Source organism: Cytobacillus sp. FSL R7-0696 (genome assembly GCF_038006865.1).
Lineage (GTDB): Bacteria > Bacillota > Bacilli > Bacillales > Cytobacillaceae > Cytobacillus > Cytobacillus kochii.
Genome location: NZ_JBBOWA010000001.1, coordinates 2,464,488 through 2,477,942, shown reverse-complemented (window position 1 = coordinate 2,477,942; position 13,455 = coordinate 2,464,488). Strand labels below are relative to the sequence as shown.

At 40.3% G+C, this 13,455-nt stretch carries 13 protein-coding genes; 1 reads left to right on the top strand and 12 read right to left on the bottom strand.

Annotated features, from left to right (window positions below; genetic code table 11):
- Window positions 1–2 precede the first annotated feature (2 nt).
- The 12 genes from MKX29_RS12685 to MKX29_RS12630 form a co-directional block, all read right to left on the bottom strand.
- The gene (locus MKX29_RS12685) at window positions 3–1,475 is read right to left on the bottom strand and encodes an aldehyde dehydrogenase family protein (RefSeq protein WP_341105830.1); all 1,473 of its coding nucleotides are present in this window, start codon (window positions 1,473–1,475) and stop codon (window positions 3–5) included.
- Between the two features lie 22 nt (window positions 1,476–1,497).
- A complete protein-coding gene (locus MKX29_RS12680; protein WP_341105829.1) occupies window positions 1,498–2,631 on the bottom strand; it encodes an acyl-CoA dehydrogenase family protein in 1,134 nt (377 codons plus the stop codon).
- A gap of 21 nt (window positions 2,632–2,652) precedes the next feature.
- Window positions 2,653–3,849, bottom strand: a complete 1,197-nt coding sequence (locus MKX29_RS12675) for an acyl-CoA dehydrogenase family protein (protein ID WP_289434553.1) — start codon at window positions 3,847–3,849, stop codon at window positions 2,653–2,655.
- A gap of 18 nt (window positions 3,850–3,867) precedes the next feature.
- Complete coding sequence (locus MKX29_RS12670; protein ID WP_251162069.1) at window positions 3,868–4,278, bottom strand: Zn-ribbon domain-containing OB-fold protein; 411 nt, start codon at window positions 4,276–4,278, stop codon at window positions 3,868–3,870.
- 11 nt (window positions 4,279–4,289) lie between these two features.
- Window positions 4,290–5,453: a thiolase C-terminal domain-containing protein gene (locus tag MKX29_RS12665; RefSeq protein WP_251162070.1), complete on the bottom strand. Its 1,164-nt coding sequence runs from the start codon at window positions 5,451–5,453 to the stop codon at window positions 4,290–4,292.
- Window positions 5,454–5,466: 13 nt separating this feature from the next.
- The gene (locus tag MKX29_RS12660) at window positions 5,467–5,886 is read right to left on the bottom strand and encodes a MaoC/PaaZ C-terminal domain-containing protein (protein WP_251162071.1); all 420 of its coding nucleotides are present in this window, start codon (window positions 5,884–5,886) and stop codon (window positions 5,467–5,469) included.
- Between the two features lie 20 nt (window positions 5,887–5,906).
- A complete protein-coding gene (locus tag MKX29_RS12655) occupies window positions 5,907–6,356 on the bottom strand; it encodes a MaoC family dehydratase N-terminal domain-containing protein (RefSeq protein WP_251162072.1) in 450 nt (149 codons plus the stop codon).
- A gap of 8 nt (window positions 6,357–6,364) precedes the next feature.
- The gene (locus MKX29_RS12650) at window positions 6,365–8,536 is read right to left on the bottom strand and encodes an acetate--CoA ligase family protein (RefSeq protein ID WP_341105822.1); all 2,172 of its coding nucleotides are present in this window, start codon (window positions 8,534–8,536) and stop codon (window positions 6,365–6,367) included.
- Window positions 8,537–8,804: 268 nt separating this feature from the next.
- Window positions 8,805–10,706, bottom strand: coding sequence for a helix-turn-helix domain-containing protein (locus tag MKX29_RS12645; RefSeq protein WP_341105820.1), 1,902 nt, complete (start codon window positions 10,704–10,706; stop codon window positions 8,805–8,807).
- Window positions 10,707–10,867: 161 nt separating this feature from the next.
- On the bottom strand, window positions 10,868–11,290 hold the full coding sequence (gene arsC, locus MKX29_RS12640) for an arsenate reductase (thioredoxin) (protein WP_251162075.1): 423 nt from the start codon (window positions 11,288–11,290) through the stop codon (window positions 10,868–10,870).
- A 12-nt stretch (window positions 11,291–11,302) separates the two neighbouring features.
- Window positions 11,303–12,604, bottom strand: coding sequence for an arsenic transporter (locus MKX29_RS12635; protein ID WP_341105816.1), 1,302 nt, complete (start codon window positions 12,602–12,604; stop codon window positions 11,303–11,305).
- Window positions 12,605–12,616: 12 nt separating this feature from the next.
- A complete protein-coding gene (locus MKX29_RS12630; protein WP_341105814.1) occupies window positions 12,617–12,952 on the bottom strand; it encodes an ArsR/SmtB family transcription factor in 336 nt (111 codons plus the stop codon).
- Window positions 12,953–13,138: 186 nt separating this feature from the next.
- On the opposite strand from MKX29_RS12630, the gene MKX29_RS12625 reads away from it, so the two are divergent.
- On the top strand, window positions 13,139–13,441 hold the full coding sequence (locus tag MKX29_RS12625) for an ArsR/SmtB family transcription factor (protein ID WP_095371917.1): 303 nt from the start codon (window positions 13,139–13,141) through the stop codon (window positions 13,439–13,441).
- The last annotated feature ends 14 nt before the right edge of the window (window positions 13,442–13,455 follow it).

Sequence of the window (13,455 nt, the reverse complement as noted above, 5' to 3'; positions counted from 1 at the left end):
AATTACCCGATATGGATCACGCACGCCTTTTCACGGGTGTTCTCTAATAAGGAATCTTTACCAAATCCACTCTCCTTAAATCCACCAAACGGTAATTCTGGTCCTACTCTTCGATACGTGTTGACCCAAACATTTCCACTATCAATTTTCTTCATCATACGATGGGCTCTCCCTAAATTGTTTGTCCATATGCCCGCTCCGAGGCCAAAGCTTGTATCATTGGCAAGACGCAGGGCATCTTCTTCATTATCGAATGGCAAGACGACCGCCACCGGACCAAAAACCTCTTCCTGACAGATTCGTAGAGAAGAATCCTTCACTAGTAGCAGCGTTGGTTCCACCCAGTATCCTTTTTGAAGATCTGCTTGATCGTCAAAGAAGCTCTCCCCACCGTAATTTCCTCCAAAGATGACTTCTCCCCCCTCCTGCTTTCCTAATTCAATAAAGTCGCAAACCTTTTTATATTGGACATTGTTCGCAATTGGTCCCATCGATGTCGCTAGATTCATAGGATCACCAAAATGAATTGACTCTTCAATGGACTTTTTCATTAAAGGAAGAAAATCGGGTAAGATATCTTTTTGTACAAGAATGCGAGAGCCGCCGACACAAATTTGTCCAGCATTCCCCGTAAAAATACCATTTAATGTGACGCCTTCTGCCGCTTTCTTTACATCCGCATCAGCGAACACAATATTGGGGGATTTCCCTCCAAGTTCAAAAGTGACAGGCTTTGGCGATTGTGCCAGCTTCTTTGTAATCGCACGAGCAGTTTGACCTGATCCCGTTAACGTCACCCGATCAACATCTCTATGACCGACCAAGTACGAACCTGTAGAACCATCTCCTGAGATGACGTTTAATATTCCCGGAGGAAGAATTTGATTAAGCAGTTCTGTATATTTTAAGCTCGATACACTCGCATGCTCGGAAGGTTTGATAATCACGGCATTGCCTGCTGCAAGGGCATACGCCGCTTTAATCGTAAAGGTAAATAATGGGGCATTCCATGGAAGAATACCAACAACAATGCCTAACGGTTCCCTAAGCGTGTACCCGATTGTTTCCTCATCAAGTTGGACCGTTTCACCTTTACTGACATGTGACGCCGCTCCTGCTGCGTCTAACCAAATACTCACTAATGATGGAATGAGACCGTGCAATGTTTCCCGATAAACCCACCCATTATCCTTCGTTTCTAACATTGCTAACTCTTCGCCATACTTTTCAACCTGTAACGCAATTTCTCTTAAATATTTTGCACGTTCCATTGCTGATAATTGCGACCAAGCTGGGACGGCCTGTTTGGCATGCTTGATTGCTAAGTCAATATCTTCTTCTGTACTACAAGGGATCGTTGCCCACACCTTGCCATTTGCAGGGTTTATACTTGTTAATTGTTTTCCTTGAGTAGCTGGCAATTGCTTTCCATTGATTACATTTAAATAATGTTCGATTTCATTTATGGTCTGCATTCAATCACTCCTCTTTTTTCTTTTACCATCCTAAAGCTGCTGCTGCCTTTTCATAATAGCACTCACTACTACCTAGATAGTGTTCATAATAGCGCGCTCTTTTCACATATAAATGACAATCTAATTCTTCAGTAAATCCAATCCCTCCATGTATTTGCACATTAGCTGCTGCTGCTTTTTGCAGGGCGTTATGAATGAAAATACGTGCCACAAATATCGATTCCTGACGATCCTCAGCTGTTGTATCGTAAGCCCAATTGGCATAATAGGATAGCGACCTTGACAGTTCTAAATCCACTTTCATATTGGCAATCGCATGTTTAATGGCTTGGAAACGGCCAATCGGTTGCCCGAATTGTTCCCGTATCTTTGCGTATTCTGCTGCCATATCCACGATCGCAGCCATACAACCCACCATAATGGCGCAAATTGATGCATTAAAAGATAGCAGTCCTTCCTCGAGCATGTTATCACCTTCGTTTAGCTCTCCTATTAATTGCTCTTTATTAACGATTACATCCTCAAAGTAAATTTGCGATAGCTTCCGTGTTTCATCAATACTTTGCTGCTGTGTCACGTTTTTTATCATTGCCTTATCCACTAGAAAAAGTGAAATTCCCTCTTTATGGCTAGGTGAAGTGGTTCGAATCGGAACGAGAAAAGTATCGGCTAGTTCAACATCTGCTACTAACGATTTCACGCCGTTAAGAACAAATTCATCACCTTTTTCTACCCCACGTAATTGAATCGATGACGCCGTGTAGCTTCCTTTTGGCTCTATCCAAGCAACCGAAATCTGCAGGGAACCATCGGCAATTGCAGGTAGATACTTTTGTTTTTGTTTCTCTGTACCGTATTTTTCGATAAGTGGTACAGCGAAACTATTCGTTTCCAAAAACAAACCCGGTAGGACACTTCTCCCCATCTCCTCAAGTGGTAATACCATGTCTAATAATCCTAAGCCCATTCCCGCATAGTCTTCTGAGACATTGATACTTGGATAGCCTAATTCAACTAATCCTTGAAATGCTTGATCAAATCTTTGTCTATCACCATTAATAAAAGCACGGGCAATATTGGTTGTACCTTGCTCAGTTAAATACTTCCTTACATAACTACCGAATAATTCCTGTTCTTTATTTAATGCGAAATCCATTCTTTTTCACCTCCAACATTGTTAGCGTCCTAGATCCTTAGGCAGTCCAAGTATTCTTTCTGCAATAGTATTTCTTTGTACCTCACTTGTTCCCCCGCCAATGGTCATACCAAAAGAATAAAGATACTTATTCTGCCAATACGAATCACCAATAGCCGCATCCTGCTTCCAAAGAATCCCGTGTGGACCTTGAATAGATAAGGATAAGGCAAAGAGTTCTTGTGTCGCCTCACTTACAATCAGTTTATCTAGAGAGCCCTCAGAGCCCGGTTGACCTTTTTTCAATGTTTTCGTTAAATTACGATAATAATTCAACAAAGATCCCCGAGATTTTGCATATAAATCAATTAATGCATTTCTTACACTTTCCTTTTTTATGACAGACTGCCCGTCCTCCGTCCATTCCTTAGCCATCGTTACTAAATCTTGAAATTGCTGCTCTAATGTAAACACTTGACCACCAATACCCGTACGTTCATGCATCAGTAATGCAATCATTACTTGCCATCCACGATCGATCTCACCAACAATATCACTATCATAAGCAATCGCATCATTTAAATAGACTTCATTAAAGTCATGTTCCCCATCCATTTGGATAATGGGCCTAGTCTCTACACCTTCTTGATGCATATCCAAAAGGAAAACGGTAATACCATGATGTTTTTTCTCCCCTTTTGAAGTACGCGCTAATAGGAAACAGCGATCTGCTAAATGACCAAAACTCGTCCAAACCTTCTGCCCATTAATGACCCAACGATCGCCTTTTTTTACTGCGGTTGTCTGAATAGCTGTTAAGTCTGAGCCCGCATTTGGTTCAGAATACCCTTGGCACCAAATCTCTTCTCCAGAAATGATTTTAGTAATATAAGCTGACTTTTGTTCGCCACTTCCCATTTGCATAAGCAAAGGGGCAACCATATGGATGCCGACATAATTTACTAGAGGCGGTGCACTGACGCGAACCATTTCTTGTTGATAGATGATTTCTTCAATTAAACTAGCTTCTCTTCCCCCGTACGCTTTTGGCCAAGCAATCGCTCCCCAGCCACCTTCATAAAGCTTGCGCTGCCAATCTCTTAAAAAGCGAGAATACTCATTTATATCTTCTGGTAATTCTCTGTCTCCATGCAACCACCCTTGTGGCAGGTTTTCCTCTAACCATGTGCGTAATTCCTGTCTAAACTTTTCTTCTTTTTTTGAAAATGAAAAGTCCATCTCTTCTCTCCTCTCAACCTATTCCCATTGTGGTAGGGAACGCCCATCATTGATCTTCTGCCATGTCATTTCAACTTCCATCCCGATATGGATATCCTCTATCGCATGATTCAAAATGTTACCAATCATTTTCACTTCTGGATAGGTAACCAATTCAATAACGGCAATGACAAGTGGCGTATCATTTTGAAATCCTGGCAGGAAAGGGCGGTGGGAAATGACGTAAGAATACACACGCCCTTTAATATCTGTCCCTAAGTTCTCCCATGTCAGATCACTGCTGCCACACTTTGCACATGCCGGTCCAGGTGGATGGGCAAACTGTTGGCATGTATGACATTTTTGCAAAAAAAGTTCATGGCGGTCAGCCGCATCCCAAAAGGGGGCATTATCTTCATTTTTTAACGGTATCGGTTTCTCATAGCTCATTCGTATTCCTCCTAATTCCTTAAAATCATCGCACCAGCAATATCTGGACCTGCCCATCCCGTACATAAACCAACTTCACAATCCTTCACTTGTCGGTCTGATCCCTCATAGTCGTGACGAATCTGTCGCACGATTTCAATCACATTATTCATTCCATGGGTGTATCCTTCTGAAAGCATGCCACCAGCTGTATTACTCGGCAGCTTCCCACCCATCTTGAGTTGTCCATCGGCAACAAAGTCCCCCACTTCGCCTCTTTTCGCTATCCCATATGCCTCTAACTGCCGCAACACAACCCAACTATAGCAGTCATAAATAGAGGCGACATTGAGGTCCTTTGCGGTAACCCCTGCCTTTTTGTATACATCCTTAGCAACATAGTCTGAAGCAACTTCATCAACATTTGTCCAATAATGTGCGTGTGAAACACATTGTCTAGCGGCGATTCCCATAATATAAGCGGGCTGCTTCGATAATTGTTCAGCTCGTTTGGCGGACGTAACAATGATTGCATTTGCTTCGTCTGACTCTAAGCAGAAATCATGCTTATTAAAAGGGAAGCTTAAGTCAGGCGTATCATGATAAGCTTCCATTGTTAATGGCTTTCCATAAAAGAAGGCTTTCGGATTTCTTTGTGCATGCTCATAAAAACTCACACAAATATGACCTAGATGCTCCTTCGTTAACCCTGTTTCATGCATATGACGTGTGGCAAATAAGCCAAACCATTGCCCAGGACTACCTGCTCCATATGGGATGAGAAAACTACCGCCATCCATCGCATTTTGCAGCATGTTCACATCCCAGCCACCACCGCCCATTCTTACGCCTGATCTGCCATTCATAGATCGATAAATAAGGACGGTATTTACTTGACCTGTTTCAATCAGACCAATCGCGTCAGCAATTAACATTTCTGTACTACTTCCGCCACCCATAATATCTTTTACATATTTCGGTCTCACGCCTAAATAGGTAGATAATTGATGTGCCGGACATGAATCGTTTTCACTGTAACTCATAAATCCATCAATCTCTTTTGTCTCAAGTCCAGCATCAGCAATAGCTGCTCGCGCTGCATCTAACGCCAAATGTAACGGGGTTGTACCCGACTTTTTTGAACGTTCGCTTTCTCCAACTCCGACGATTGCATATTTGTTTTTAATGTTTTCCATCGTCAACTCCCCCTTATTCAAAGAATTCCAACAATGTAGAACCTGATCCAACGATTTCTTTTATTGATTTAGCCGCTTGCAACTCAAGTTCCACATATTTCTTTCCTTCGTCCTCGTATACGCGTTTTACAGTAGACATGCAAGTAATCTCATCTCCTGGTTTAGTCATCGCTCCAAAACGCATGTTAAACTTCGCTACTCTTGCAGTCACACCCGCTAATTGTTGGATATATTCTCCCAAAAATCCCATGACTAACATGCCATGTGCGATGGCTCCTGGTAATCCCATACTTCTAGCAAAAGCATCGTCTGTATGCAGTAAGTTGTAATCTCCTGATGCTCCCGCGTATTTGACGAGTTGAACCTTCGATACCGCAGGCTTCACTAATGGTTTTAACTCTTGACCGTCTACCAAATCGGCAAATCTTAGCATTGTCATTCCTCCTCGTATCGTTATACTGCCTGGACTGGAGGCTGGGTATAGATGATATTCATGCGACTTGTAACCACTAAATCCCCCTCTGTGTCTCTCATTTTGGTATCCAGAATAATAAATTGCATCTTTCCTTTTTTTCCTTCTTTTTCATAAAGGTCTGCTACTTTTATTTGGCAAGTAAGAGACTCGCCTACTTTTAGTGGGCGATGATAAATAAAGGACTGCTCACCATGAAGCATTCTCTTTTTATCTAAATCTAGCTCTATTCCTTCACCCTCTACCCCTGCTACCACCGGAAAAGTAGGTGGCGCAATCAGCCCATTATAGGGACTCTGATTAGCATAAGTTGGTTCCGTATATAATGGATTGTCATCACCTATAGCTTGAGCAAATTGTTTAACATGTCTTTTATCCACTTCAAACATGAACGTTGGCCCAGTCTTACCGATAATTGTCTGATCGAGCATCGTTACCACTACCTCCTAGCGAGCATATTTTCTGTTTGTGCAGCGCTTGTTACAATTAGTGCATCTACCGCTTTTGCGCACTTTTCAGTCACAATGATTGGATTTAAATCTAGCTCTTCAATGTCATAATCTTGTACAAGTGAGGATACACGCAGTAAGATGTCGACAATCGCCTCTACATCAAGCGCTTCTTCACCTCGTACACCGTCGAAAATGGCTTTTCCTTTAATCTCATTTATCATTTCAAGCGCATCTTGTCTTGTGATCGGTGCAACCCGGAAAGCAATATCTTTGAACACTTCAACAAAAATGCCGCCTAAACCAAACATAATCACCGGTCCAAAGCTGGCATCTCTCGTCACACCAACGATAACTTCCGTCCCCTTTGCCACCATTTCCTGCACCATCACCCCATTAATGTGGGCATCAGGATGATATTTGTGAGCGGACAGAAGAATGTCATCGAATGCTTGCTTTACTTGCTCTGCATTTTGCAAGGAAAGACGTATACCACCTGCTTCTGTTTTATGCAAAATGTCTTTTGAATCAATTTTTAATACAACAGGATAACCAATACTGTTCGCTTGCTGAACCGCTTCATCCACGGTAGTTGCTAAGCTCTTTTTTGTAGTGGGAATTTCGTAAGCCTGTAGCACTTTGCTTGCATCCCATTCGCTTAAAATTTGATTCTCTTGCAGTAAATACGCTACGTTCTCTTTCTTCTGAATAGATGCCCGTTCTCGAACACTCTCTTTTTGATACGCACGATATTTTTCGCTATATTCGACTAACTTTGCGAGCGCAGATATCGCTTGTAAGTTACCCGGTATCACTGGCACACCATGGTCGACCATATATTGTTGCCCTTTAGGTATACTCATTCCTTCTAACGGAAATGTACTTACTAACACAAATTTATTCGTGTTTTTACACATCTCAACAAATTCTTGTAATTCCTTCGTCTCTTCATCCCAAAATAAGGGGAACTCTGTAAGAATGATATTGTCTACATCCGGATCCTCCATTAAGGCTTTTAATGGCGCAGTAAATAGCTCTGGTGCCGATACAGAAGCCGCTGCAGTTAGATCAATTGGGTTGGCTGCACTAGCAAAGGAAGGAATCACTTGTTTGATTTTCCGTTGTGTTTCCTCATTTAATTTTGGAATCAACAAGCCATTAGCTTCACAACGATCGGCTTCGTTAATCCCTCTGCCACCCGAGCTTGTAATAATTACGGTATTTCTCCCTGTTGGCAGTTTGCCAGATAAGAATAATTTCGAGAATGAAATAATTTCATCATAATCATTGGCTCTAATCATGCCAGTTTGTTTAAAAAATGCGTCATAAATATCGTTCGAGCCGGCTAATGAACCCGTATGAGAAGCGGCTGCTCTTTTTCCTGCAGTTCCTCGCCCTGCTTTCATAACGATAATCGGTTTCCCTTTTTCAAGCGCCTCGTATGCCAATCCCCTTAATTTTTCAGGTTTTTTCGCACCTTCCAAATAACCGCTGATCACTTTCGTTTGCTTATCATGAACCATATACTCGACTACATCTTCAAAACTGGTATCCATTTCATTTCCAACACTCACAAAATAATTGAACGTTAATCCATGTTGGGCAGCAGCCATATACGTAAGCACACCAAAGGCGCCGCTTTGCGATACATAACCAACTGCGCGTCGTTCACTAAGAGGATAGCTCATAACAGCAGGAGAAAATGTACCGACTAGACCATTCAGCGTATTAACAAGGCCGACACAATTTGGACCAAGTAAACGGAGACCATGCTTTTTTGCATAATCCGCTATTTGTTTTTGTTGTTTTTCTCCCGACTCTCCAGTTTCAGAAAATCCTGAAGCAAAAATAATCGCTGCCTTCACTTTCTTTTCTACACATTGCTCTAGCCCTTGCTGAATCTGGTGAGCACTTAAACAAAAGATGACTAAATCAACTGCATGTGAAACCGCTTGTAAGGATGAGTAGCACTTCACTCCATGAATTGCATTTGAAGTAGGATGAATAGGAAAAATATCTCCTTGAAAGCCCCCATCTAATAATGCCTTCACCTGGATATTGCCAAGCTTCTTCGGGTTTTCAGATGCACCTAACACGGCTACTGATTGCGGATAAAAAAAAGAATGTAGCTCATTCTTTGCGGAAACGTTTTCATTTATCATTACATTCACCTCACTAAATAAAAATCAATTTCTTTCTATCGATAGCTTACAAAATGAACGCTAATGGATCAGGCGTAAAGAAAACATTAAACATTTAATTATTAGGTAGTAAAAAAAAGTAAATAACAACTAAACCTTTACTTACCGTAGGCAGAAACTTTCACAATTATTTTTTTACGTACTACATCATCTCGACTATGACACAAGATCACCTCGACAATGGCAAGGGATTACCACGAAAAAAAGACAATGATCACACAACTTGTGCTCATTGCCTCTTTTCCATTATCTCTATCCAGCGTAATAACTTACCTTCCACCCGTTTAGATGGGACTTTAATTCCTCGTTCTATCGTACTGATATAAGCTTGTGACACCTCAACTTCTTGCGCTAATTGTGATAACGACAAGCCATTTGTCACTCTTACTTCTCTTACACGTTTACCTAAAAGGACGTGATCTGTTAACGATTGATGGTCTTTCACTTTCACTTCAAAAGTCGTTTTCTTCAATTGAGCATACCTTTCAACAACTTCCTCAGGTGGCTGAATAATAATCTTTGCTTGCTTCCAAGTATTCCCCCAGCCTTTACTATCCACAATGGATTCTTCCCATGCTTCGTAATACCATGCAGAGAGTAAACCATCCTCTTGTAGCGTATCAAGCGCGCTCTCAAATCGTTCTCTTGTCCTTGAAGGCAATCTTATATTTAATGATTCACCTATCGCTGCGAGTAATGTTGAAATATAATGTGGTTTTAAATAATCGCCCTTCTTTGCCTGGACTCTCCAACGCCAATGCATATATCTCCCTAACCTCTTCTCCCAAGACCTTCTGTAAGGATCATACTGCAATATTTTAAGTGGTAGATGTATAACCTGCCTACCGGATCCATATAGAAATGGGGAAAATATAGGACCCATTTTATATTTCAACACTTGCTGTGATTCATTTTGGTCATACACGTCAAAAGCATTACCCATTAACCTTTTCTTGACTGGTTTTCCTTTTTGATATACCACAGTCTCTATATCGATCCAAAGATTTTTTATGATTGTAAGCGATTTCATAATTCTTAGACGTTGACTCCGTTCATACCCTCCGCGTCTCCCTTCTCCACCGCGTTTAGGTAACAAGCCCCTCATCCGAAGCAGTTCATCCACCTCTATCGTAATAACATCTTCATGATGCTTGGCGATAGCAAGAAAGTTGGCACATAACATATCGAGTACATCAACATCCAAATCTGTTAACGTAAAGCGATCTACATTTTGATCTTCTACTATCTCGTTAATCATCAATAAGCCTTGCACATGACCTTTCTGGATTCTTCTACAATACCTTTCTTTCTCTTGATCCCAATGAAAAACTTGATATAGCGCCTCTCGTACCGCTTGATAAGGGGCATTATTCATTACACAAATATTCTCTCTCTGAGAAGGGACTAGAGATGAATTTCTCCAGTCTACTCCATGAGCGATAGCCTTTTCTAATTCCTGTACAGTGCATTTACTATATTTAAAAAGTTGATTGATCCATTTATCAGCATAATCATTTACGATTATCGTGAACATAGAAAGAAATTCTTTACTGTTCAGCAAAAAATTAGACAGGTATTGATAAAAGAGCTGATTTAATTCAGCTTTCTTTAGTTGACTGAGGTGCTCCATCCCAAGTTCGTCAGCCATTACATCTAATACCCACTCTGCGATTCCCCGCTGAAACCACTGACAAAACTCTTCCCAAGCAGCTTCCTCATTTAAAAAGGTATCCGTCCTTAGCCTATTTTCAATTGCTGAAATGGCAAGTCCCCTTAGTTGATGATCTAAAAAAACCGTTGTAAATAGGGAGGAATAATTTTTGTTTTTCTCGATAAGAAAATGCACGATATGATCTGCCAATTGATGAATAAAGCGATCTCTTGCGATTTGTCTTAACGAATTAAAAACAGCCGGATTTTCTTGATATGCCTTTTCCCAAATCATAAAAGATTTGACACCTGAGATATAATAAATAGGTGCCTTCTCTTTTTCAATCGACTCTTGTTTGGCAATTGCTTCTTTTTGCTGTTCATAAATACATAGAATTAAAAAATTATCAATTTCATTTGTCAATTGTCTAGCTTTGCCTTCATTACGCTTCCCATTCCTACGAACAACTTTTTTAGTCATAAACCGTCTATTCCCTCCTACCCTTATTTCATTGAGTGACTTAGACAATGTTGGTCGTTATTTATTACAAGTGTAGCATAACAAAAGTTTAATTAACTATATATTTTAACTATTCAGAATAAAAATACCCGCCATGGAGGTACTTCCATGACGGTGTATGACTACTTTTCACCAGCATCAGCAAACCGCTTCAACCGCTCGCCTATCTCATCTCTTACACGAGTAAACGTTTGCCACTTTTCCTCTTCCGTGCCAATTGCTTTGGCAGGGTCATCAAATCCCCAATGTTCTCGTTTCACTTCTTTCGGTGTTATAGGACATTTATCAGCAGCATCGCCACATAAGGTGACAACCAAATCCGCTTGATTTAAGATGTCGGTATTTATCACATCCGATGTTTGCTGTGAAATATCTATCCCCGCTTCTTTCATCGCTTCTACAGCTTTTGGATTGAGTCCATGTGCCTCAATGCCTGCACTATAGACTTGCCAATCCCCATTTAAATAATGCTTTGCCCAACCTTCAGCCATCTGACTTCTGCAAGAATTCCCTGTGCAAAGAAAATAAATGATTTTTTTCGTCATATGAACACTCCTTTAATGAATAATTAATAACCATATATAAAGACCTACTAAGGTGATAAATAAGGTGGGAATCGTTAGAATGATACCTGTTTTAAAGTAGGTCCCCCAAGAAATCTTCACCCCTTTACGCGATAACACATGTAACCATAATAAAGTAGCAAGTGAACCAATTGGCGTGATTTTTGGACCAAGGTCAGAACCGATGACATTGGCATAAATCAAAGCATCTTTCATCATACCTGTTGCATTCGTATCTGCAATGGCTAACGCATCAATCATCACTGTCGGCATGTTATTCATGACCGAAGACAAAATGGCGGCAATAAAGCCCATGCCCATTGTTGCGGCAAACAATCCTTGATCAACGGTCAATTGAAGAACATCTGTTAACAAGCTCGTTAGCCCAACATTCCGCAAACCATACACAACAACATACATACCGACTGAGAAGAAAACAATATTCCACGGAGCCCCCTTCATAACGGTTTTCACATCAACTGCATCACTTCTTCTAGAGATCATAAGAAAAATAAAAGCAATGATACTAGCAATAATCGATACAGGCAAACCAACAAACTCACTTGCAAAATAACCAACTAGTAATATCGCCAAAATCCACCATGAGTACTTGAATAATCGTGGATCCTTTATCGCTACACGTGGCTCCCGTAATTGCGTACCATCATAACGACCGGGTATGCTTTTTCTAAAAAACAAATAGAGAACCAAAATACTTGCCGCAACAGAAAATAAATTCGGTACAATCATGACAGTGAAAAATTCCACAAATCCGATGCCAAAGAAATCGGCCGATACAATATTAACAAGATTACTTACCACAAGGGGTAATGACGCTGTATCAGCGATAAAACCACTTGCAATAATGAATGGAAAGACCATTTTCTCATTAAAATTCAAGTTCCTTACCATCGAAAGAACAATCGGTGTCAAAATCAAGGCAGCCCCGTCATTCGCAAACAGAGCAGATACAATCGCTCCGAGCAAAATCACATAGACAAACATTTTTACACCATGCCCTTTTGCCGCTCTCGCCATATGCAAAGCAGACCATTCAAAGAAACCAATCTCATCTAAAATTAAAGAAATAATAATAATAGCGATAAATGTTAACGTTGCATTCCATACAATCGACGTCACATCCAAAACATCTTGGAAATCTACCACACCAACTAGTAAAGCCAATATCGCTCCACCACAGGCAGACCAACCAATAGACAACCCTTTAGGTTGCCAGATGACTAAAATAAGTGTGATTAAAAAAATCACTGATGCCAAAACCACTGACGTTGTCATACCCATTCCTCCTTAATCACACATTACGCGCAAACCTTGTTTTTCAAGACTTTCAAGTAGCCCCTCTTGACTTGGAAGCTGATTTAATAAAGTACAAACGAAGGGAAAGTTCTCATATTGTTTATTTAAACCGTAATAGACCCATTGACCCTTTCTTGATTCAATGATCAAACCAACATCACGTAATTTACGTAAATGCTGACTAATAGCTGGCTGGCTCATATCAAATAAACGAACAAGCTCACATACACAGCATTCCCTTGATTCAAGAATCTTCACCATCTTTAGCCTGGTTTTATCACCTAACAGCTTTAACACAAGCGCAACTTCCTCAATTGTACTTTTCATTAAGGTACTCCTTTATCGTATAAGTAAATGCTTATATTCTTATGCTATTTTATAGATAAATCTATAGTTAAGCAATCCCTTTTAGAAAAAAACGCATCAATTTTTTTTGATTTATCTCTTGATTTTCCAATTATAGTTAAAGTATACTAATAACACATCAAAAAAATTTGATAGGAAGTGCAACCCATGAAACCATTCATTGAATATGAAAAACAATTTAAAGCATTAGCCGACCAAAAGAGACTAGAAATTATGTATGAGCTATGCCAACGGGGACAAACATGCGTTTGTGATTTATCCGAGATTTTCTCTCTTCCGCAATCGAAATTATCCTATCATTTAAAGATTTTGCTCGATGCTGGTTTAATTACAAAAGAGACAAAAGGAAAATGGAATTACTATGAATTAAATGAGCAATCCGTTAACCATCTCTTATCAGAAGAACTTTGTTGTATCTTTAGAAAATCAAGTAATTCTTGTTGCAATTAAAAGGAGGCATTTCA

Excerpts from the sequence above, each read along its gene's own strand:
- MKX29_RS12645 (WP_341105820.1), bottom strand. The coding sequence starts at position 10,706 with ATGACTAAAAAAGTTGTTCGTAGGAATGGGAAGCGTAATGAAGGCAAA.
- MKX29_RS12655 (WP_251162072.1), bottom strand. The coding sequence starts at position 6,356 with ATGCTCGATCAGACAATTATCGGTAAGACTGGGCCAACGTTCATGTTT.
- MKX29_RS12685 (WP_341105830.1), bottom strand. The coding sequence starts at position 1,475 with ATGCAGACCATAAATGAAATCGAACATTATTTAAATGTAATCAATGGA.
- MKX29_RS12675 (WP_289434553.1), bottom strand. The coding sequence starts at position 3,849 with ATGGACTTTTCATTTTCAAAAAAAGAAGAAAAGTTTAGACAGGAATTA.
- MKX29_RS12635 (WP_341105816.1), bottom strand. The coding sequence starts at position 12,604 with ATGACAACGTCAGTGGTTTTGGCATCAGTGATTTTTTTAATCACACTT.
- MKX29_RS12665 (WP_251162070.1), bottom strand. The coding sequence starts at position 5,453 with ATGGAAAACATTAAAAACAAATATGCAATCGTCGGAGTTGGAGAAAGC.
- MKX29_RS12625 (WP_095371917.1), top strand. The coding sequence starts at position 13,139 with ATGAAACCATTCATTGAATATGAAAAACAATTTAAAGCATTAGCCGAC.
- MKX29_RS12650 (WP_341105822.1), bottom strand. The coding sequence starts at position 8,536 with ATGATAAATGAAAACGTTTCCGCAAAGAATGAGCTACATTCTTTTTTT.
- MKX29_RS12630 (WP_341105814.1), bottom strand. The coding sequence starts at position 12,952 with ATGAAAAGTACAATTGAGGAAGTTGCGCTTGTGTTAAAGCTGTTAGGT.
- MKX29_RS12680 (WP_341105829.1), bottom strand. The coding sequence starts at position 2,631 with ATGGATTTCGCATTAAATAAAGAACAGGAATTATTCGGTAGTTATGTA.
- MKX29_RS12670 (WP_251162069.1), bottom strand. The coding sequence starts at position 4,278 with ATGAGCTATGAGAAACCGATACCGTTAAAAAATGAAGATAATGCCCCC.
- MKX29_RS12660 (WP_251162071.1), bottom strand. The coding sequence starts at position 5,886 with ATGCTAAGATTTGCCGATTTGGTAGACGGTCAAGAGTTAAAACCATTA.
- arsC (WP_251162075.1), bottom strand. The coding sequence starts at position 11,290 with ATGACGAAAAAAATCATTTATTTTCTTTGCACAGGGAATTCTTGCAGA.